The 20833-nt window shown below is 42.5% G+C and carries 19 protein-coding genes; 4 read left to right on the top strand and 15 right to left on the bottom strand.

Going from position 1 to position 20833, the window contains the following annotated elements:
• Positions 1-3 precede the first annotated feature (3 nt).
• Complete coding sequence (locus L9Q39_RS15850; protein WP_237486070.1) at positions 4-1572, bottom strand: PTS sugar transporter subunit IIA; 1569 nt, start codon at positions 1570-1572, stop codon at positions 4-6.
• Between the two features lie 459 nt (positions 1573-2031).
• Between L9Q39_RS15850 and L9Q39_RS15845 the strand changes: the two genes are divergently transcribed.
• Together L9Q39_RS15845 and L9Q39_RS15840 are read left to right on the top strand one after the other, a co-directional pair.
• Positions 2032-3645 carry a BCCT family transporter gene (locus L9Q39_RS15845; protein ID WP_237486069.1) on the top strand — a complete coding sequence of 538 codons (1614 nt, stop codon included), beginning with the start codon at positions 2032-2034 and terminating at the stop codon, positions 3643-3645.
• A gap of 247 nt (positions 3646-3892) precedes the next feature.
• Positions 3893-4681, top strand: coding sequence for a protein-tyrosine phosphatase family protein (locus L9Q39_RS15840; protein ID WP_237486068.1), 789 nt, complete (start codon positions 3893-3895; stop codon positions 4679-4681).
• Positions 4682-4923: 242 nt separating this feature from the next.
• Here L9Q39_RS15840 and L9Q39_RS15835 read toward each other — a convergent pair whose 3' ends face one another.
• Together L9Q39_RS15835 and rhlP are read right to left on the bottom strand one after the other, a co-directional pair.
• Positions 4924-5361, bottom strand: coding sequence for a tetratricopeptide repeat protein (locus L9Q39_RS15835; RefSeq protein ID WP_237486067.1), 438 nt, complete (start codon positions 5359-5361; stop codon positions 4924-4926).
• 168 nt (positions 5362-5529) lie between these two features.
• Positions 5530-6342 carry a rhombotarget lipoprotein gene (gene rhlP, locus L9Q39_RS15830; RefSeq protein WP_237486066.1) on the bottom strand — a complete coding sequence of 271 codons (813 nt, stop codon included), beginning with the start codon at positions 6340-6342 and terminating at the stop codon, positions 5530-5532.
• A 451-nt stretch (positions 6343-6793) separates the two neighbouring features.
• Between rhlP and L9Q39_RS15825 the strand changes: the two genes are divergently transcribed.
• Entirely contained in the window at positions 6794-7132 is a 339-nt protein-coding gene (locus tag L9Q39_RS15825; protein ID WP_237486065.1) for a HopJ type III effector protein, read from the top strand.
• A 183-nt stretch (positions 7133-7315) separates the two neighbouring features.
• On the opposite strand, the gene L9Q39_RS15820 is transcribed toward L9Q39_RS15825, so the two are convergent.
• The 3 genes from L9Q39_RS15820 to L9Q39_RS15810 all read right to left on the bottom strand — a co-directional run bounded on the left by L9Q39_RS15820 (position 7316) and on the right by L9Q39_RS15810 (position 8835).
• Positions 7316-7900, bottom strand: a complete 585-nt coding sequence (locus L9Q39_RS15820) for a tyrosine-type recombinase/integrase (RefSeq protein WP_237486064.1) — start codon at positions 7898-7900, stop codon at positions 7316-7318.
• A gap of 101 nt (positions 7901-8001) precedes the next feature.
• A complete protein-coding gene (locus tag L9Q39_RS15815; RefSeq protein WP_237486063.1) occupies positions 8002-8553 on the bottom strand; it encodes a carboxymuconolactone decarboxylase family protein in 552 nt (183 codons plus the stop codon).
• A gap of 39 nt (positions 8554-8592) precedes the next feature.
• Positions 8593-8835: a DUF2798 domain-containing protein gene (locus L9Q39_RS15810; protein ID WP_102778453.1), complete on the bottom strand. Its 243-nt coding sequence runs from the start codon at positions 8833-8835 to the stop codon at positions 8593-8595.
• 148 nt (positions 8836-8983) lie between these two features.
• On the opposite strand from L9Q39_RS15810, the gene L9Q39_RS15805 reads away from it, so the two are divergent.
• Positions 8984-9907, top strand: a complete 924-nt coding sequence (locus tag L9Q39_RS15805) for a LysR family transcriptional regulator (RefSeq protein WP_237486062.1) — start codon at positions 8984-8986, stop codon at positions 9905-9907.
• Positions 9908-9979: 72 nt separating this feature from the next.
• Here the strand turns inward: L9Q39_RS15805 and L9Q39_RS15800 are convergent, their stop codons facing one another.
• From L9Q39_RS15800 to L9Q39_RS15760, 9 genes are all read right to left on the bottom strand, one after another.
• Positions 9980-10495 carry a hypothetical protein gene (locus L9Q39_RS15800; RefSeq protein WP_237486061.1) on the bottom strand — a complete coding sequence of 172 codons (516 nt, stop codon included), beginning with the start codon at positions 10493-10495 and terminating at the stop codon, positions 9980-9982.
• A 265-nt stretch (positions 10496-10760) separates the two neighbouring features.
• Positions 10761-11249 carry a GNAT family N-acetyltransferase gene (locus tag L9Q39_RS15795; protein ID WP_237486060.1) on the bottom strand — a complete coding sequence of 163 codons (489 nt, stop codon included), beginning with the start codon at positions 11247-11249 and terminating at the stop codon, positions 10761-10763.
• Between the two features lie 140 nt (positions 11250-11389).
• Positions 11390-11794 carry a putative signal transducing protein gene (locus L9Q39_RS15790; RefSeq protein ID WP_237486059.1) on the bottom strand — a complete coding sequence of 135 codons (405 nt, stop codon included), beginning with the start codon at positions 11792-11794 and terminating at the stop codon, positions 11390-11392.
• A gap of 261 nt (positions 11795-12055) precedes the next feature.
• Positions 12056-12910 carry a class I SAM-dependent methyltransferase gene (locus L9Q39_RS15785; protein WP_237486058.1) on the bottom strand — a complete coding sequence of 285 codons (855 nt, stop codon included), beginning with the start codon at positions 12908-12910 and terminating at the stop codon, positions 12056-12058.
• Positions 12911-13565: 655 nt separating this feature from the next.
• Complete coding sequence (locus L9Q39_RS15780; RefSeq protein ID WP_237486057.1) at positions 13566-14288, bottom strand: hypothetical protein; 723 nt, start codon at positions 14286-14288, stop codon at positions 13566-13568.
• A 315-nt stretch (positions 14289-14603) separates the two neighbouring features.
• Positions 14604-15116, bottom strand: coding sequence for a GNAT family N-acetyltransferase (locus L9Q39_RS15775; protein WP_237486056.1), 513 nt, complete (start codon positions 15114-15116; stop codon positions 14604-14606).
• Positions 15117-15208: 92 nt separating this feature from the next.
• The gene (locus L9Q39_RS15770; protein ID WP_237486055.1) at positions 15209-15970 is read right to left on the bottom strand and encodes a pyrroline-5-carboxylate reductase family protein; all 762 of its coding nucleotides are present in this window, start codon (positions 15968-15970) and stop codon (positions 15209-15211) included.
• A 165-nt stretch (positions 15971-16135) separates the two neighbouring features.
• Positions 16136-17152, bottom strand: a complete 1017-nt coding sequence (locus tag L9Q39_RS15765) for a LacI family DNA-binding transcriptional regulator (RefSeq protein WP_237486054.1) — start codon at positions 17150-17152, stop codon at positions 16136-16138.
• 199 nt (positions 17153-17351) lie between these two features.
• Entirely contained in the window at positions 17352-20819 is a 3468-nt protein-coding gene (locus tag L9Q39_RS15760) for a 1,3-beta-D-glucan phosphorylase, GH149 family (RefSeq protein ID WP_237486053.1), read from the bottom strand.
• Positions 20820-20833: the final 14 nt, after the last annotated feature.

Below are 20833 nucleotides of genomic sequence, written 5' to 3'. Positions count from 1 at the left end.
TTTTTAGTTTTTATTCAATATGCGAATCACATCGTCGACATCGCTGGTGGTAGTCAGTTGCTGTAATACCTCATCATCATCTAAGGCACTACTCACAGCAGAAATAACATGAATATGTTTATCCCCTCTGGCAGCAATGGCGATGACTAATCTGGCACGATCTTCCGGTTCACTCCCCCATTCAACACCGTCTGGGTATTGGCAGACAACGATTCCGGTTGCTAACACATTTTGCTTTTCACCAATCACGCCGTGAGGGAGTGCAATACCTTCGCCAAGATAGGTAGACAGTAACGCTTCGCGTTTATGCATCCCGGCGATGTACTCTTCATTGACATACCCCAATTGCAGCAACTTTTCGCCAGCGAATTGAATCGCTTGCTGCTTAGTATCCGCACTTAAGCCTAGAGAGATATTGTCAGCGGTGATGGATAGCTTTTGTTCCTCTTTTTGCGGCGCCAATTCAAATAGTTCAATCGTATCTGTAACAGGCGTATAGTTGCCGCTGCGATTTGCTTGCTTTTGTTCTGCTTGTTTTTGTCGCTGTTCTTTTGTCTGCTCAAACTTAATGATCACCAATCCCATCGCAAAAGAAACCAGTGTGGAGACGATGACTGAAGCCCCGACACCGATCAGCGAATCTTTTGGCGTCATCAAAATGACCGAAACAATCGATCCCGGCGAAGCGGCAGACACTAATCCGGCATTAAACAGCATCAATACCGCGATACCTGACATACTACCGATAATTAATGCCAAAATAAGACGCGGTTTCATCATCACATAGGGAAAATAGACTTCCTGAATACCGCCAAAGAAATGAATCAGCGTTGCACCCGCAGCAGTTTGTTTCATCTGACCTTTTGTACTGGCAACATACGCGAGCAAGATACCCAGACCTGGGCCAGGATTGGATTCAATCAAGAAGAAGATAGAGTGACCAACCGCCTCAACTTGCTGAATGCCGAGCGGTGAGAACACGCCATGATTAATCGCATTGTTTAGAAACAAAACCTTAGCGGGCTCAACCAAGATCGCGACCAATACTAAAGTTCCACTGTCAACCAACGCCTCGACGCCTGCGGTTAGCATCGCGCTTAATACCACAATCGCCGGACCGACAACATAGTACGCAATGATCGCGCCCAGCATGCCGATAATTCCCGCTGAAAAGTTGTTAATCAACATTTCAAAGCCATGTTTAACTCGATGGGCGGTAAAGTTATCAAAGGCTTTAATTGCCAAGCCACCCAATGGACCGACAAGCATTGCGCCAATTAACATGGGCACCGAGGCACCAACAATCAGTCCGGTGGTCATAATGGCACCGACTACGGCTCCTCGCTCACCGGCAATCAAGCGCCCACCGGTATAGCCAATTAAGAGTGGGATCAAGTTGCTTATCATTGGCTCGACAAATTGCGCCAAATCTTGATTAGGGATCCACCCTGTCGGGATGAAAAGTGCAGCAAACAATCCCCAAGCAATAAATGCGGCGATGTTTGGCATAACGAGATTAGATAAAAAGCGTCCTATGCTCTGTGCCTTACTCCTAGTATCTGGTGACAACATACTTAAGCTCTGACCTTATTTTTGTGTACGCATGACTGTTAAAACGGGCGAAATCTAGCATAGTAAACACGACGCCTTACCGTAAACGAACTCAACATATGAGCCAGATCACACGCTAGGACAAAAATAACACTTAAGGATGGTGACATTCGTCACCTTTTTATCGGTACAGTTCTGTAACAACTCGCTTAGTTGAACGCATCTTAGATGACACTAAAGCGCACAAAATATCACCACAATGGGGAATAATCCGACGCACTATTGGAGCTATATTTGGGAAATCCCGCAAAGATGCACTATTTTGTGCTACACTGCGGCCTCGCGATGGGACGTAGAGCCGACGAATACCAAAGGGAAAGGTTGCCCTTTCTGGACTTCCTCCGCTCTGTTCTCATCAAACAATAACTAACATGGAGTTGGTCTTACTATTGCTCAGGCAATAGGTAAACCTCATGATTTATGGGCTTTAAATCGAAAAAATACAGTATAGATTCTACAGATTATCAAGTTGGGCAAGACAACGTAACTAAGTGGGGTATGGACGTCCACAACACCGTTTTCATCGGCTCACTAGGCTTATCCATTCTTTTCATTGTCACACTTTTATTACTCTCTCCAGCGGATGCCAAAGCGGCTATCGACTCTGTAAAAGGCGCAGTCCTTTCACATTTTGACTTCCTATTTATGTGGGGCGCGAACATATTTCTAATCTTCGCCGTCGCCGTTGCGCTGTCTCCACTTGGGAAAATCCGATTAGGTGGCGAAAATGCCACAACTGATTATTCCACCATATCCTGGATCACCATGCTGTTTGCAGCTGGTATGGGTATTGGACTTATTTTCTGGGGCGTGGCAGAACCAACTGCTTTTTATACCGGTTGGTATGGCACTCCACTTAACGTCGAAGCGCACACACTTGAAGCTCGTGAATTGGCATTGGGCACCGCCACTTTCCACTGGGGCTTCCATGCTTGGGCTATTTATGGCGTTACCGCACTTTGCTTGGCTTACTTTGTCTATAACAAAGGTCTACCATTAGCAATGCGTTCGGTATTTTACCCACTTCTTGGCGACAGAGTATGGGGTAAAATCGGCGACTTTATCGATATTATGACGGTACTGGTTACCCTGTTCGGTTTGGCGACCTCTCTTGGTCTGGGTGGCACACAAGCCGCAAGTGGTATTAGCCACGTATTCGGTCTAGAAAACAGCCTACTACTTCAGCAAGCGATTATCGCGCTCATTATGGGTCTAGCCATTATCTCTGTACTTCGCGGTATGGATGGTGGTGTTAAGCTGCTTAGTAACCTAAACATGGCGATCGCCTTTTTGTTCCTTGGTCTGATGGCAATATTAAACTTCACTACCGTATTAGACTCGATGGCAACGGCTGTCGTGGGTTATGTGAAACATGCCTTACCACTGAGCCAAAACTCGGGTCGTGAAGACACCACGTTCTTACACGGTTGGACGGTGTTCTACTGGGCTTGGTGGGTAGCTTATGCACCTTTCTTCGGTATGTTCGTGGCTCGTATCTCTCGCGGTCGTACGGTACGTCAATTCCTGACTTATGTATTGATTATCCCAACGCTAGTCACAACCGCATGGATGTCTTCATTTGGTGGTATTGCTATCCAACAGATGATCGATCATGTCGGTCTGCTAGGCGCACAACAAGCCCTCAGCGATGTGTCACTCAGCCTATTCTATATGCTTGAAGCCTACGCTATTGGCGACATCCTGTCTGTGGTTGCAGTTGTTCTGATCATTGTGTTCTTCGTGACCACATTAGATTCAGGCTCCATTGTTATCGATAGCATGACAGCTGGTGGTAAACTGAATGTACCGATGAAACAAAAAATCATCTGGGCACTAATTTCAGGCTTTATCGCTATGGTGATGTTGTGGATTGGTGGTACTCAATCGATTCAAGCACTGCAATCGATCACCATAATCGCCGCAATGCCGTTTACTATTATTCTCCTTATCGGCTGTTTCAGTTTACTGAAAGGTCTGTTGACCGAAATGGATAAACCAGAGACAACAAAGCCAGTCTCTGATGCTAGTGAATAATAAGCTAAGCGATTAGAGTCGCTAAAAAAGCCTCGATTATCTTAGTGGGTATCGAGGCTTTTTATTTGTCTGTAATCCCTTCTCTACGAAGAGTAAAGCAGGTTCGACTACCTGAGGATTTTGGGCGATTCTAATTGTCACTAAAAAATCTCTTGTATCATCATTAAATAATAAATTATCTAAAAGGAAGGACAAGGGACACACCATTTAAGGTCGCAAAAGATTTAACTACAGGGAGAAGAAGAGTATGAGAGTTCGTGTTTCTGGAAGTCGTTCTGATACCGCAGAGCTACTGATGGGGATTAAAGGGGCTGCTAGACGTATTCAGTTTGACTCAAGGAGGGACCGATTTAATATCCCCCACAGTCTAGAAACTAGGATTCGTAGAGACTTAAATGCCAACTATATTAAGGTCAATGGTGAGAATATCGCTATTGCAACGCAGTATCCTTACCATCATCAGTTGGAAGCACATTTACAACTATTGGTAGATAATAGAACGCCAGTACTAGTGGTACTAGCAAGTAATAAAGATATTGTAGATGATCAAATGCCTGACTACTTTTCTGTTTCGGGTATCTATGGGGCTATATCGGTGACTTCAGTTTTAACAGGTAAAGTGGATCTTACCGATTCGATTGAAGCTAAAACTTACAATCTCGATATAGAAGGTTATCAAGCGAACTTAACAATCCCAGTTATACACGTTCATAATTGGCCAGACCACCACACAATAACTCCAACTAATACAGAAAATCTGATTAGCATGATTGAGTCGGTATTACTGGAAAGGAGAAACTTTTACACCAAACGCAAGAGTCGTGCGGTCGATGACCCAGATAAGCTACTACCGATAGTACACTGCCGAGCTGGTGTTGGACGCACAGGGCAAACAATTGCTGCAATGGCAATGCGTAAACACCCTAAGCTAAGTTTGGCTTCGATCACTAAAGATTTGAGAGTGTCACGCAACGACTACATGATTCAAACTATTGCTCAGATGGAGACACTTGTGCAATTTAGTCTTGAGACTTAAAAACAAAGACTTTAGTGTTGAGTAGCCTGCACTAAATACCGAGTGATCTGTGAAATTTCGCAAATTTAAAGGGACATACACTTTAAGGTCGTCATAAATTGATCGACGCCGTTGTATTTTGCACAGTGTCAGGTTCTGTTGAAGGCTACGCTCAAGATACAGAATTCAGAGTTTGCTTGCATTGCCCACAAACCAAGCAAATCTCGTTGAGCCTCGTATCTTGAAGTAATTTGGGTATAAGATTACTGGATTTGATCGCTTCCAGACGAGAATGAAATGCTATCTATTTTATCAATATAACCTGCAGCAGACGATTCCCAGTTTGGATTTAGCCGTATTGTTTTCTCAAAATACAACCTTGCTCGTTGAAGATCACCTTTAAAATAATAATAAATGCCAAGATGCCAATTAACAGTGACATCATTTGGTGATTTTTTCTCATGTTTAAGGCAGTAACTTAATAATTCATCTAACTGGTCACTTACAAAAAGTTCATCAGCAAAATCAGAGTCGAAAGTAATACTTTGAATACCCGTGTTTTTCGTCAACTGCCTATTCATAAACCAAGCCAACCCTAGCATGACAATGATTAACATTATCAAGAACACTTGAATTCGTGACATTGTCCCATCCAAATTCTGAATCGAACTCGTGAGCTCTAATATTACCTCTGTTTCCATTGTTTTTCCTTTATACTTTGTGACGCAACAAGTTAACTTATATTGTAAATCAATACCATAAAGTGCCTATCCTTGTAGTCGTTCTTCGGTTACAGGAAAGCCTAGTAAAGCTGAATGTCGAGAAGTATGGTCTGGGTCAATAATAAATAGATATCAAAAAAATAATAATTAAACGCAGGCTCTTTTCCTACAAATAAGAATCAAACCTAAAATAATCCACCACCCAGAACTGCCTCCACCGCTATAGTTGCTGTCATAACTTACATTCGCTACTTTTTCTTCTTTAATGCGTACTTTGAAGGATTCAAGTTCTGAACTTAGGTTAACCACCATATCTGCGACGGCTAAGCCAAAACCTTCATCCGAGTTTTCATAGAAAGTATCATCAATACCCACGGCGGTTGACATCGAATCAATGCGGCTCAAGCCAGGGGCTCTAAATAACAACTTGCTACTGTCTATGTCAAACACCGCTGTGTCCACAAAGGTTTGCGTGGTATTGTCATTGCCGGGAATCAAATACATACCTGCAATGGTCCAGTACAATAACGCTGCATTGTTTTCGCTGTTTCGAGCAACTTGGTCATATGATACCAGAGCCATCACTTCTACATTATACAGCCTAGACAGTTGTTTTAAATTATCAAACCCACCTCCTTTCTGGAGATAGCTATCAGAAATTATTTCTATTCTATTAACATAATCAAGCTTTAAAAATTCGCTTTTAACTTGCGATAGGAGTTCATGTTTTCGCTTAGTTGAAAGCGCTAGAACGCTATATCCAGAGCTCGGAACAAAAGCAATCCCCACATTAACAGGCAAGGTCAAGTGAGGGATTGTGGGTTGGTATTCTTTATAGTCTTCGGGGTTTGGGTAAAGGAAATCGACTAAACTGCTAGAAACATTCCCCTCTCTTCTATCTAGCCCGCTACATCCTGATAAAAATATGAGAGTTGCAACTATGAATGCCAATTTATTCATATAAATCCCTTTTACTGCATGAGTGTCTTTAGATCGCTAACGACGAGATCGCTAACCTATGCCGTAGGATATTTTAATGCATAACAATAATCAAAGCGAAAGAGCATTAAATAGTTATAAACATCCAACATTTAATTTATATTTATTATTTTTCTCAATAACTCACTTAACGTATCAGAATTATACGTAATAAACCTGCCCTTCGCGCGTGTTATACTGCCGGACGTCTCCATATATCCTGTAGGAACTGATATATCGGAGTTCAAGTCATTCCGTCGTCATAAAGCCAGTCGTCAGATAAAAAGTAAACCGAACCCGTGCCAAACATTTAGTTGTAAGCGGTAGCATCGTCACTCCCCTCAAACGCTGACTTTTCAGCTGTTGCGTCATCACTTTCTATTTGTTCGATGATATAGTACCAACCCTGAACAATCGCAAGGAAAGATATAATATGGAGAAATTTCTAGAGTTGCTGGCTACAAAGCCAAATGAAGTGATGTTTGAGCAGACGATGCAAGTTATTGACGAACATTTTGAGTTTAGCCCAGTCAGTTTTGTAAACGGAGATACTGAGAATCAAGCCGGACAAAATAATGGGTCTTGTAAGATTTTTGCTTTTGCTCAGATACAGGGATTAGATGAGTCATCAACGCTAGCCTGTTTCGGTCAATTCTATCGTGACGACGTTTTAAAAAATCCAAATGGTAGTGATCATGCCAACATTCGCAATTTTATCCAACATGGTTGGGCAGGCATTCGCTTCGATGGCGCGGCGTTAGTTGCTAAGTAAGTCTTTAACATACCGAATGTTAAACATACCAGTTAATATAAACACCGCTTTACCATTGTCTAAATCGCATCATACCGCACTTGCTGCGGTATTTTTTACCGTGATTTGTAACTGATTTGTGGACATAAATGAGACAGAGTAAAAACTCTAAGTCACCAACATTTGATAATCATTCCTTATGAATCAGCTCTCAATTTCTTCGGATAAACGAAGTGCATCTTCCAACTCAACACCCAAATATTTGATGGTGTTTTCGATCTTGGTATGCCCGAGTAAAAGTTGAATCGCTCGAATATTTTTAGTCTTCTGGTAAATCAATGTCGCTTTAGTTCGGCGCATTGAATGAGTTCCGTAGAGATCAGGGTTGTGACCTAAAGTAAGTGCCCAACTCCGAATGATTCGACGGTAATATGAGTAGCTTAGAGATTGATGGGGCTTTCGTGGGCTTGGAAAAAGGTAGTCTTTAGGTTGAAGCTTTTGGTCTTTAATCCAATGACTCAGCGTTTGCTGTGTTCTCTGAGTGATTTCAAACTGAACGTCATTGCCAGTCTTTTTCTGAACATACTGGACACGGTTGAATACTAAGAAGTTAGATGAAACATCTGACACCCTTAATGATAAGAGGTCATTTGAACGTAGCTTGCTATCGATTGCAAGGTTAAGAAGAGATAGTTCCATCAGATTATTACTGAGTTCTAAGCGAGTTCTAATCCGCCAGATTTCTTCTAATCTAAATGGCTTTTTTACACCCGTTTTCTTGCACTCCATATGCTCCCTCGTTGTACTGTTGTTAACAGACATCTAAACATGAAGTTTTGTGAAAAAAGAGCGAACGTATTCGTTCGCTCTATTACGTCTAGATCGTGGGACTATTGTTTAGACCAAGCAAACTTCTCAAATACTTTGTCTACTGGCGTGTGAGCAACGTGGTTGACGTAGTTACTGATCACTTTTTGCGATAGACCAAGGATCACTTCCAGTACCTGTTGCTTACCGTAACCTGCCGCAAAGAATGCCGCTAGGTCTGCTTCTGATACATTGCCACGTTCACGAACTACTGCAAGAGTGAAGTCTTTCAGAGCTTGAAGCTTTTCAGTTGGCATTGCCTCATCGTTACGCAGTGCTTCACTCAATGCAGGATCAACCTTCATTGAGTGCGCGATCCCAGTGTGTGCAGGGACGCAGTAGTGACACTCGTGTTCAACGTTGATGGTCTGCCATACAACTGTTAGTTCTTCGGCATCAAATGATGTGTTGGTGAATTGCTGATGCAGTTGCGTGTACGCTGTTAGGATTTGAGGAGACTCAGCCATTACTGCGTAGAGACCAGGAATCATACCCATTTGCTTTTGTGCGCCTTCAAGAATTGCTTTGCTTTTCTCAGGTGCAGACTCAACAGTGTGTAGTTTAAATTCACTCATTTTCACTTTCCTATTCTTTAACTTGTTAACTTTACTAACTTATTTTGCTTCTGGCTCTAGCAGCACTTTGGTTACGAAGAGACGAACAGTTGGTGCTACAAGGGCTAAAACTAACAGTGCAGATGGCACCATTTGTGAAACTGCGTTTAACCATGCATCGAAGAATGCGCCGTTCTCTGGCAGTGTTTTAGCTACCATGATGGCTGGCATGCTAAGAAGCATAGTAGGTAAAACCATAGAAACCATTAATGGGTATTGGAACTTACGTGAAAACTTTTTCATGATTGACTCTCTTATGCCTGACTTCGATTGGCTAACTGATGGGGTCATATTAGCCCTGCCCATCACAATCAAAAATAGACAACATTGAACTTGAATCTTTCATATTTGAATGATTAACTCAGAGTGCAATCCTCAAGAGCAATCAATTATGAAAGCAAAAGACATCTCCAATCTCTATCTGTTTTGCCAATCTGTCGAATGCGGTGGCTTTGCAGCAGCGAGCCTTAAAACACACGTTTCAGCCCCAACGTTGTCAAGGGCAGTGGCAAGTCTTGAGGATAAACTGGGTGAAAAGCTGGTACACCGTAATGCAAAACAGTTCCAGCTCACGACAGCTGGCGACGAATATTACCAGCGCTTCGCTGCCCTATTTATGCAGCTGAATGAACAATGGACGCAGCTCTCGAATAGTCAGCCAGTATTAACGGGTGAAATCCGAGTCTCTTGCCCTGAGCCATTTGCTGATAATTTCCTGCAAAAGATGGCGATTGAGTTTATGCAGCTTCACCCAGAGGTCTCCGTCACCATTCAATTTAGCGCAGGCACAGAGCGTTTCTTTGATGAGCAGATTGACCTTGCGATTGTGACGACCCCACCTCACGCCAATCATTTAATACAGCGTCAGTTGTTTGAATCACCATTAATGTTAGCCGCATCACCCAGCTATATTGAAAAACATGGTCAGCCAAAACGAGCAGAAGAGTTGATGAACCATCTGCTACTCTCAGGTAATAACTTGCCATATTGGGAGCTAAAACAAGATGGTAAGGCGATCCGCATTCCCTATCAGCCTCGTTACTCAATCAGCAGTCTGCGTTTAAATATTGATGCGACAATAGCAGGAGCTGGAATCTGTATGATGCCTAGAGCAGCCTTTGAGAAGCATGCAGATAGAAAAGAGTTAGTAGAGATATTGCCAGAAATTGAATACCCAACGGGTAAAGCATTCTTGGTGTGGGCAGACAGAAAGCTGATAGCGACCAGAGTGGTTGCCTTTAGGGACATGATTTTTGAACGGTTTGGGCAATCTGCTGAGTTTCTGGCTTCGATTCACTCAGAGCGAGACTCGTAGTTGTTATATTTATGAAATGAAAAACGCCAGGCTAGACGAGCTAACCTGGCGTTTGTTTTGTGACTTTAACGATTACTTTTTGCGAAAATATAGGAATGCATTTAACCAAGCCAACCCAAGAATAATCAGTGTCATTACAGGTGGTTTAGACTGAAGCGGTAGCACTTCTGCCGGCACACTTGACAATAGGTGAACATACACCGCGACAATCATAATTGCGGTCGTTAATAGCGTTGATAATTGCATCGCTTTATCTTTAATCGGTGCTGCGAGCACCTTATTACCAATCATCACCATCAGTAGCAGTAAACCTGCAAAAATCTCACCTAATTGACCCGCCCAACGAGACAGAGTCGGAAAAGGCAGTTCACTCAGTGCGATTTGTTTTGCGAACATAGTCGTAAACGGGTCAAAGAATTTTACTGTTCCTGCCATCACCATAAAGGCACCAAGTAGACCTGTTAGGATCTTTTGAACTTTTGTTCCTACGCTGTCGGTTTTGTCATAGCTACGAACCAAAAAAATACCCGTAACGAGTAGCATCGTGCCAATAAGAGATAGCTCAAGAATTAATTGTGATGTGCTCATAGCAAACCTTCATTATGTGTTATCAAGTTGATGGCACTATTCTACGAAGCACTCTAAGGTTCAAAAATAGACAACTTTGTTCTATATCCATGCAAAAATGAAAGATTGAATTGTTTATAGATTTACTTCCTAGACCGTTTTGGGGCATATATGAGCTAGATATTTTTCCTAACACTGTTCAAATGGATAACGTTTGATATCGCAAAGTCGCTTAGTGAAGTGTCTGGTTTCAAACACCAAAAAGGACACACACTTTAAGACCAACTTAACCGCTTTTTATTAAAGAAAGTTCCATCTGTACTAACGGCCATCTTTCACCACCAAACTCTTTGAATTTTGGCTCTTTATCTACTGCTGAAAAACCAATAGAGCAATAGCATTTGTGAGCAGTTACATTCTTGGTGAACACTGCCAGAGTGACTACTTGGTACTGATTTCTTCGCTTAATTTCGGCAAGTGACAAACTGATCAAAGTTTTACCCAGTCCGTTACCCCGATGACTTGGAGATACTGCAACACGACACAAGCGTATTTCTGTTCGACTCATGTGCTGTAGTTCAATGAAACCTAGTACCTCATTGCCATCCGTTAAAGTGAAGAACTCTATTTCTTGTTGCTTGCTACGCTTGATGATTTCAGCATGCTCTATTGGCCAACTAAAAACTCGACCTCCCCAAAGCAGAAACTCGTTATATGTTGAAAACCAACAACTAATGACACCAGCTTCATGAGCTAAAAACTTTCTCAAATACATCGAATATCCTTATACCTAGTGGCATTTGTCGCTTATGTTTTATAACGCTAAATGCGCAGCGACTGACATCTTATCCCATCCTTGCCAGTTGATGATTGTATCGTTCGGCTTTCTCATCCACTACAGTTTCAGCTAACAACTCAAAGTTTTTCGCTAAACTCACCACATTGATTACATTGATAGCCTTGTTTGTAGAAAAACAGTGGAAAGCCAAGCAATATGAACACAAGAAACGCAGGACGTTTACCCTGGGTATGGGCGGATAAGTCGCTACTTCCACAATGAGGGCAAATATCTTGTTTCTCACCTATGGCTTCAGAGTGATTTTCAAGACATTCGGAAAAATCACTCGTCAAGATTTCAGTCGCGTCCTCTAGATCGTCTTCTGAGACCATTAAGCGAACACCTCCAATAGCATTTGAGTATAGCCATTGCGTATTCACTGTATACTCATCTGCAACAAAGCTTTTGATCCCAGCACTTTCTAGATTTGCTTTGGCTATATGTGCTTCGTGAGGAAAAGAAAACCTTGCGACTACGATCATAAATTTCTCCCTATGGCATAGCATTTCATATACAGTTCTTTCTACTTTTCGCCCTGACCATAGTGAAGCCATTCATTATAAAACTCAATGAGTACCAAGCTATCGTATAAATCATGGGTTAGGTATGAGTAATGCTAGGAAAATTTTCCGTATAACACCCACAATTGAACCAAAGCAACGTGACTTTTATGTAAAATAGCGACGCCACACATAAAAGGGACGCTGCTTGGATAGTCAACTGGAGCAATTTGTTAGCACCTGTTATTTTGTTACATTTGTTAATTTCTCTACAATAACTGCAAATTCAGTTTTATTCTTTGAATAATCAGAACCTGCTACATCATCATAAATAGCCTGAATATTAAAACCAGCATCTTTCAGTTCTTTCAATAGCATGTCTTCACTGAAATATTGCAGCCAGTTATATACAACCTTAGAGCTTTCCCTTTCGATAATTGTATATTTATCCAGCACCACTTTTTCATCTTCATATTTGAAAGTATTCAGAAATCCGTAATAATCATGGCTTGACCAGAACCCCTGCAACTGCTTATGTTCATACAATGATGTTTCTGTTATTTCTTCAAAACCTTTTAATGAATATACATCTAATAATATGCGCCCATCATCTTTAAGTAAATGATAGAACTTTTTTAGCATTAATTTCCTTTGAGCGGGGCTTAAAGCACAAAAATCACACATAATCATTGTGATGATGTCGTATTTTTCTGTAGTTTCATACTCAAGATAGTTTTGAATAACATAATTAATATCTAGGTTCTGTTTTTTAGCATAAGTTTTCGCATACTCAATAGAGTTTTTTGAAAAGTCCACGCCAGTTACATTCGCACCCGTCCGTGCCAAACCGGAAGTATAAAGACCGGGACCACATCCGAAATCACATATTTTAGTTTGCTCGACAACGGAGAAACGTGAAACTATCCAATCAATTGATTTTTCGATGAACGCCTTGTTTCTTGAAGCCAAATCAACATTTTCATTGAGATGATAAGACAACATTTGTTGTGATGTATGTGGATCTGTCCACAACGAATCAGCCGTATAAAACTCAAAGGCTTTTGGTTTATAGTTTATCTCTTTTAATTGCGTATACATTATTTATCACCAAATTATATTGAGCAGGCATCAGAAATAATCAATTAGTCAGGTCATAATATCCCTAAACTTAATTTCCACTGTGTCATTAATGAGTACATATAATTAGATTTCACACGTCACCCGCCGATTTTTGCAAATGCAATCAAGTAAATGTAAAGAGTGAGTTTTGGTTACACAAGAGCCACTCTTTATAGTGCTAACACTGCATATACGGTTCATTTCCGACTTTCACCCTATCCATAATGAAGCCATTCATTATGATACTCAATAACTATCCAAGCTATCGCATAAATCATAGGTTAGGTATGAGAGATGCTACGAAAATTTTGTATAAGCTTCATAATTAAATTTAAAGGGACATACACTTTAAGGTCAATATGGTTGGGCAGGCATTCACTTTGATGGAAAACGGCGTTAACCGATAAATAAGCCTTTGACATGTCGAATGCTAAGCATACAGGCGAATACAAACACCACTAAGCTATTGTCTAAATCACGCCATACCGCACTTGTTGCGGTATTTTTCCTCACCCTGATTCCAGGTGGCGTAACTCATCTCTGAACAGGAACGATTTACAGAATTACCGTAAACAATTGCTATCAGATTAGTAAAAATATCTTGACACCGTAATTTCTTGTTGTAGTTACTACTTTACAGAAGCCTATTTGAGCAGAGAATTTTTGCCAAATAATGCGAATAGTCAATTGCTGTTTTAATGATTAAGGTTGTAACTCCGAACTTATGCTGTTGATGGTCGAAACTAGATATCAAATTTTTCAATTGAGTATCGTTATAATCGTTTGTACTATGCATAAGTTTCAACCCATCAATAGTCAAATTTGAAATATATTCCACTTCGACATCTAGTTCAGTCTGATTTGGGAACAGGGACCTAACTCTTATAGGTTTAATGCTGAGCAGACTATTGGAAATATGAATATTATAATTTCTTAATATCTTAATCATATGCCAAGTTGGGTTTGTAGACTTGTATATCACATATTCACTTTTAGGAAGTGCTGGGTAAAGTTGCTTCAAAAGATCTTCTACACCAACAAACTCACACAATGCAGATCTGATATGAGTTGCATTTTTTGCACTCATAGAAATACACCTTTTTGTAGCCTCGCCAGATACCATTACACAGTGGTAAATAACACTACTGATGCGTTCATAAACTTCAGGGAATTGTGCCAACTCTGCCGCTGGTTCAGGTATTAAAAGATAACCATGTTCAACGTTTGTTTCGAGATCAAAATCTAACTTCATAACTAAAATTTCACCGTACTTATAACGCTTTTCAGACGGAAAGTTTCCTACTTTCAAGCTGGAAAATATCAATCTATCAAATTCTTTAAAGTCAAACGCTACCACAACCTCCATGTTGATATTAGTTTCGAATCAAGAAATATTAACTGATAGATATTAAACGTCGACTTTTTCTATCTATCACACTTTTATGTGCCTATGTTGTAAAAAGTAGTTTTTACAACGGTATTTAATGAAGCGATTCTATCTATGGGATTTGAGTGCTCCATAAAAGTCCGATAACTATATGTATTGCAACACGGACGAAGCAAACACAAAATTTTCGAATGTTAAGAAGCAATGGCGCATTTCCAAGTTACATCACAACCCGCCAGCACGCCTCTGAACATCACTGATCTACAAGTATGGACTCCTAACTCATTAGGTAAACGAAACTTTTGTGATTGAGTACGTTTCCAGACCTTTAGTATCGCCATACAAATTTGCCTCAGAATCTAACTGCATACCTAACTTTTTGATCACTATTAACGAAGCGATGTTATCTTTGATAGCTACTCCATAAATTTTTGAGTGTTTTCCAGCTTCAAATGTCTTGGCTAATACTGCCTTTGCAGCCTCAAAAGCGTAGCCAAAGCCTTGATATTTGGGTAATAATGCATAGCGTATGTCACTGTACGTTGGGTCACCACACTGTTCAACACCCACATAACCAATTTTTATTGTTGGCTTAGATTTCAAGTAAATAACATACGAACCAAAACCATGTTGCCAGTGCTTAATTCGGCTATCAACATGACATTTAATTTCTTCATCAGTGTATGCCTCACCTTTCGGAAGGTACTGAGTTAATTCATTGGAACTCAAAATCTGTGAATAGATATCCACGTCATCTTCACCGACTGGTTTGAGGTTCAAATTTTCCGTCGTGATCATAGATCCCTCCAATTCGTATCAAGCAGCCATAATAGAAATCGAATAGTCCTATTACAAACTAATCCATTTTCACAATCGTGCCTGATGTTTGGTTATGATTTTAACCGCTCCAGAATGTCAGCGGCTGCTTGGGTCCAAGGTTGGCTAAACTCTTGAGCTTGCAGTTTTTCCAACCCTTGAGCCGTGTAAGTCCCCGGTGTGGCGATGGACTCACCGAGTGCTTCTAGGGATTGCTCTGGGAACGCTAAGCCTCGTGCGGCACTGTCTGCCATTGCGCCTAGCACCAGTTGTTTCGCTTGGTTGGGCTTCATGCCTTGATCAACAAACCACTGCTGCATTGAGGCAGAGAAAAAGTACATCCAACCATTCATGCACATGCCAACCGTCGCCAGTTCAAACTCATGCTCACTCTCGACCACTAACATCTCGCCTAATGGTTGGAACAACTGCTCTACAGGTGACGAAGTCGGGGTTAGCACTACGGTAGCACGATTGAGTTCCGCTGAGTAGGTGGTCATCATTCTATGGATACTGTTGACCCTAAACCACTGCTGAAGTGTCGCGACATCAATACCCGCCGCCAATGAAACCACCGTCTTGTGTTGTTCAATCACTATCTCACTGGCGAGTTGCGACAAATGCTGGGGTCGCACGCCGAGCAAAATAATATCTGCGGCATCGGCAACGGCTTGGTTGCTGTCCATCACGGTGCAAGACGGCTGTTGTGCCAGTTGTTCGGATCGCGCTTGATTACGTGGAGAAAGATAAACCTCACACGGCACATTCGCATTGATCAAACCGAGCACTATTTTTTCCGTCAGTTCACCGACACCGATAATTCCTAGTTTTAACACCATCACTCCTTGATTACTTTGCTACTTTATCGCTGCTCTACGCTAAACGACGTTTTTGGTTGATCGCTTTTTCGCTTGTTCGACAAATTCACCAATATAAAAAAGGTCTGCCATTTTGCCATGTGCAGACCTTTCTCTACGGTTCATTATCGTCTTCTACAATACTTACTTGGGTTCTAGCTTACAAACCGAGTCTCGTACCTCAAGGACGGGGGTCAGTTTGCCGCTGTTCATGCGGTCGCTGGAGTTGAGTTGCGACACAATCATATTCGCCGCAATCTTGCCCATATCATTGAGTGGATAACCCACGGTCGTCAACTGCGGACGCAGGTGCTTAGACATATTGTCGTTGTCGAAACTGACCAACGAAATATCTTTAGCGACTTTAAGGTTCATCTGAGCGCAGGCATCATAGACCGCCAGCGCGATATTGTCGTTTTGACAAAAGACAGCCGTGACCTCTTTCTTGTTACTCAGCAGATTGAACGCCTTGTCAAAATTGCCCTCATGATCAAAACGCCCTTCTACGGTAAGACTGGGATCATAATCCACGCCGTGTACCGCTAAAGCACGGATGTAACCGAGTAGTCGATCGCGTGCATCTTGTTTTGACAAAGGTCCTGTCATACAGGCAATGTTTCTGTGCCCCATATCCAACAGGTGTTTAGTGGCGAGATAACCGCCCAATTCGTTATCGACGTAGAGGCAGTTTTGCTCTAATCCCGGCACCAATCGGTTGAGGATCACCATGGTTTTAAATTTGCTGACCAACTCAGTTAAGGTGTCATCAGACGTTTGGTCTGCGTGGACAATCACACCATCCACTTGCTTAGAGTGAAGAAACGCTAAAGCATCTTGCTCTCGTTCCTCACTTTCGCGACCACTGGTGACAATACACAGCAAGCCATTTTTATAAAGAATGTCTTCCGTGGCATGCATCAAAGGACCATAAAATGGACCGTCAAGACTTCCCACCAGCATACCGACGGTATAAGAACGATTACTGGCGAGCGCCTTAGCGGCAGCATTGGGGGTATAGCCCAACTCTTTGATCGCTCGCTGAACAATTTCTAGGTTTTTTGATTTTACCGACGCATTGCCATTAATAACTCTTGAAACAGTCGCTTGAGACACATTTGCATGCTCCGCCACTTCTTTGATAGTGATCGTCTTCTTTTCCATAACCGGCTGATTGAGTTGGGATAATGGCAATTATCATATGCAAAGCCTGTGGATGTGTAAAGCAAGCATGATCGACTCTAAGGGCGAGTTCAAAAGTCTGGGGCAGTATAACTGAGTGAAACTGAGTGCATTTAGAGTTTGTTCAATCGCTGACCAGCTCTGGTCTAGCCGACGAATGAACAAACTCCATCATCACTGTTTAGCTGACCAAGATCGCCTCTGGAACGAGAACATCGACACTCACCACATCACCATTGCGAGCTATGATGGCACGTGTCACCTCTGCGCCAATCTTACCGCCATTTGATGTGTATACCGTGCCATCGCTGAGTTCAATGCTGACCACTAATTCCGTCACCTGAGAATCTAATCGGTACACGAACGGGACTTGGCAATAGGTAAACGCTAAGCTGTTGGATGCCAAATCAATAAACCGGAACGTGCCTTCAAGGTCGATATAGCTAAAGCTATTCGCTTGAGACAGAAAGTCCTGTGTTCTTAGCTGACTTGGATTAATCGTTAACTCGCCGTTTCTCACCTGTACACCCAGCTCATTAAAACGCGTAATGATCTCTTCTTTCACTTGCCCAGTCATTCCCGGTTGTTGAGCGCCGGCTTGTTTGGAAGTGTGCGAATAAGGGTCGGTTGGGAACGCCCCATATTCTTGCGGTGTTTTATTGAAACCTATGCCGTCACGTACTCGATAGTAGAGGTTGTTGAGCTCAAGCGTTTCCGCACTTTGACCATTTTCCGTCAGTGACTGTTGATAGTTCTCTTGTACCGCCAATAAAAGCTTAGAGACCATATGCCAATAAATACAGCCTAAACCCTCGTAACCGAACATGGTGCCCGAACGCCCCGTAAACGCTTTATGATTAAAGGTGGCTTCATAGATATCCAACAAAGCGAACCAATCCGCATCATTAAAATCAGCATAGTCAGCACGCATCGGTTCAATCGCCGCTAATAGAGTTTCGGCATTGTCGAACTCGGCATTAAAGTGCAATGCGCCGTTAATATCAGCCGCCACAATTCGCTTATCACCTTTCGCCAACATACTTTGAATCAGCGCGCTATTTTCAACCCAGTGAGCTTCAATAGTGTTCTTATCCATAAAGCCAATCAGATCGCGATCCGGATAGAGCATAAAGCTGTTTTGATCGTGTCGGTACATATCGCTGGCAAACAGACCTTTGATAAGTGCAACAGATTCAGCCGCACTCAACACACCCGCACTTAGCACCGCCACTTGACCTTCAAGCATAGGGTAAAGTTCATCAACGCTGGCTGAATCACCCTGAATATTCAATATGTTGTAGGCGTTGTACAGTCCATCTTGGCGTTGGTTATTGCGAATACTACGATCCAACAAGGTTTGAGTTGCCGTCAATAATTGCTGAATATCGCCAACATCAACCGACGCCTTGCCACTAAAACCATTAGCATAAACTTCAACACGATACTTCTCTGCCGCTTTGGCTAAATCCACCAGCAGCGACTTTCTGTATTCCCCTGTCATCGGCTCATTGGCTAATACAGACACCGCTTGCTGCAAAATACGACAAGTTTCAAGCAACCACTCTGCTACCTCACTCGAAAGCGGATAAGACGTGTTATTACTCTGCTCAATTAACTGGGTCAAAAACGCCACATAACGACGCATATAATAGAGCGTGACCATAGACAGACCGTGACCAACAATCGCGTTATTGGCGTCGTTCCATTCTGGTCTTTGGGTATTAAGCCAGATACCGCCATCAACCACAAAGTTGCTCAATTTCGACAGCAATGGAACCAGCAGTTTTTCCATCAAATTCACTTGATAGACCGAGCCATCCGCAGCAAGCAGCAAGCGTCCGTCACTGCCAACACTCTGACTTAATGACTCGGTCAGCTTGTGTTTGTCGGTGTTAAAACGCACGGTATCCTTTGGATTGCTGAACAGTTGCTCTACCCCATCAATTTCGTAAGGCACATTGGCGTAGCCGTAATAGTCATCCGACAGCCACTGATCCAATTGTTCACCATGAAAGTCTTGCGCCAGCTCAAGGAACTTGAGCAGATAAATGATTTGATGGTCGCCCCAGTAGCCGATATTGCTCCACGGATCCTCAGGTTCAAGCAACTCCCAATCGACACCTTGCTTAGTAATGCGATAAGGGTTGTAGCCATCAATCGTCGAGGCATTAACAAACTTAGCGATAAACGAAGGAATATAGTGCGGGTAGCTCAGCGCCAATGACTCCCAGTTCTGGAAAATATCTCGCCAGTTACCTTGATAGGTCAGTAATCGGTCACCGTCTTCGTTACGCAATTTGATTTCGAAATGATTCCAAGGTCGACTTGGGTCACCATGGCGACGACCAAAACTCAGAGGCAGATACTCATAGGCAAGGCGAACAAGCTGACGATCATCGGTCTGTTTCGCCAAAGAGACTAATTCCGGATGGGTCAGTGATGCCGGCAATTGCTCTAGCCACTGTTGATGCTTTTCTGCCACTTGACGGTTGGTAGCTAGGAAGGTGCGACGCACATCGTCAATATCCAACTGATAACCATCGGCAAAGACGCCACCACGCATACTATTGAAAAGCACATTGGCGTAGTGATGCACGTCGGTCTCTTCAGACGAAGTAAGCTGCCACGCGTCGCCACCGGACATTAACTTAATCAACGACTGTTGGTTAGCCTTTACATCTTGCTCAACCGCAGCAACCAAATCAGTCTCTTGTTTCACGGTTTGCGCTAACTTCACTACATCGCTGTGACTCTGATCGATATCCGCAAACATTAACCAATCGGCACTTTGTTGTGGTGTCAGTGACAGTGTTTGCTGGCTAAAGTATGCCCCTCTTTCGCCGCGTGTTAATCGGTTTTCAACCATGGCTTGTTGCGTTCGGAATGCTTTCAAGCACTTTGAGCCCAGATAGATAGTTTGTGCATGTTGAGACAGAGACACTAAGGTCGTTGCTCGCAGTGCTTCGGCAGGTGCTGCTCTATCACTCAATTTGGCATACAAGCTAAATGTTGCCATTGGCAAATCATCAACCCGTTGATTCCATTTATACGCATCCACTAAAGCGCTTTTGGTTTGTAATGCCGCTAACGGTGCGCCTGATGGCAACAGGTTTTGGATACCATCAAGAACCTCTAATTGAACGTTTTGCTGTGATAGGTTCACTATCTCACTATGACGAACAAAACCGAACTGTTCCGAGGTACTCCAACTGTATTCAAACTTTAGCGCCAGCGTGTGGTTGATCTCTTCAAAGATAAGCTTGTCGCCAGTGCTGTTTTTATACAGATTGCGCTCGGTCTGATAATAACCATCATGATGCGGATTAAAGGGTTCCCACAACGCGCTGCCCCCTTCAGAAGTGGCGACTCGAACTAGGGTTTTAGCGCCGGTGTTATCGGCGTTTTCATGAATAACATCGACAGAGCGATAAGGGAACAGAGCGTTCTCTGGACGAATACGACCCGCAGAGAGCGAGCCCGTTGATGAGATATAGAACCAGTGATCACTCGAAGAAACAAGGCTAATAAAAAACGGTTCCATCTGATCAACATGGCTAATTTTATAATAACGCTCACCTTTCAGGTCGACGAACTGACCATTGGTTGGCTGTAAATCAATAGGAGACTTGGATTGCAAAATAGTATTCATAATCTTCACACTAC

The sequence above is a fragment of the Vibrio hippocampi genome (assembly GCF_921292975.1).
Classification (GTDB): Bacteria; Pseudomonadota; Gammaproteobacteria; order Enterobacterales; family Vibrionaceae; genus Vibrio; species Vibrio hippocampi.
Note: the sequence above shows the minus strand (reverse complement) of the source record. Positions and strands in the feature narration are given on the sequence as shown.

Excerpts from the sequence above, each read along its gene's own strand:
- L9Q39_RS15850 (WP_237486070.1), bottom strand. The coding sequence starts at position 1,572 with ATGTTGTCACCAGATACTAGGAGTAAGGCACAGAGCATAGGACGCTTT.
- L9Q39_RS15845 (WP_237486069.1), top strand. The coding sequence starts at position 2,032 with ATGGGCTTTAAATCGAAAAAATACAGTATAGATTCTACAGATTATCAA.
- L9Q39_RS15840 (WP_237486068.1), top strand. The coding sequence starts at position 3,893 with ATGAGAGTTCGTGTTTCTGGAAGTCGTTCTGATACCGCAGAGCTACTG.
- L9Q39_RS15835 (WP_237486067.1), bottom strand. The coding sequence starts at position 5,361 with ATGGAAACAGAGGTAATATTAGAGCTCACGAGTTCGATTCAGAATTTG.
- rhlP (WP_237486066.1), bottom strand. The coding sequence starts at position 6,342 with ATGAATAAATTGGCATTCATAGTTGCAACTCTCATATTTTTATCAGGA.
- L9Q39_RS15825 (WP_237486065.1), top strand. The coding sequence starts at position 6,794 with ATGGAGAAATTTCTAGAGTTGCTGGCTACAAAGCCAAATGAAGTGATG.
- L9Q39_RS15820 (WP_237486064.1), bottom strand. The coding sequence starts at position 7,900 with ATGGAGTGCAAGAAAACGGGTGTAAAAAAGCCATTTAGATTAGAAGAA.
- L9Q39_RS15815 (WP_237486063.1), bottom strand. The coding sequence starts at position 8,553 with ATGAGTGAATTTAAACTACACACTGTTGAGTCTGCACCTGAGAAAAGC.
- L9Q39_RS15810 (WP_102778453.1), bottom strand. The coding sequence starts at position 8,835 with ATGAAAAAGTTTTCACGTAAGTTCCAATACCCATTAATGGTTTCTATG.
- L9Q39_RS15805 (WP_237486062.1), top strand. The coding sequence starts at position 8,984 with ATGAAAGCAAAAGACATCTCCAATCTCTATCTGTTTTGCCAATCTGTC.
- L9Q39_RS15800 (WP_237486061.1), bottom strand. The coding sequence starts at position 10,495 with ATGAGCACATCACAATTAATTCTTGAGCTATCTCTTATTGGCACGATG.
- L9Q39_RS15795 (WP_237486060.1), bottom strand. The coding sequence starts at position 11,249 with ATGTATTTGAGAAAGTTTTTAGCTCATGAAGCTGGTGTCATTAGTTGT.
- L9Q39_RS15790 (WP_237486059.1), bottom strand. The coding sequence starts at position 11,794 with ATGATCGTAGTCGCAAGGTTTTCTTTTCCTCACGAAGCACATATAGCC.
- L9Q39_RS15785 (WP_237486058.1), bottom strand. The coding sequence starts at position 12,910 with ATGTATACGCAATTAAAAGAGATAAACTATAAACCAAAAGCCTTTGAG.
- L9Q39_RS15775 (WP_237486056.1), bottom strand. The coding sequence starts at position 15,116 with ATGATCACGACGGAAAATTTGAACCTCAAACCAGTCGGTGAAGATGAC.
- L9Q39_RS15765 (WP_237486054.1), bottom strand. The coding sequence starts at position 17,152 with ATGGAAAAGAAGACGATCACTATCAAAGAAGTGGCGGAGCATGCAAAT.
- L9Q39_RS15760 (WP_237486053.1), bottom strand. The coding sequence starts at position 20,819 with ATGAATACTATTTTGCAATCCAAGTCTCCTATTGATTTACAGCCAACC.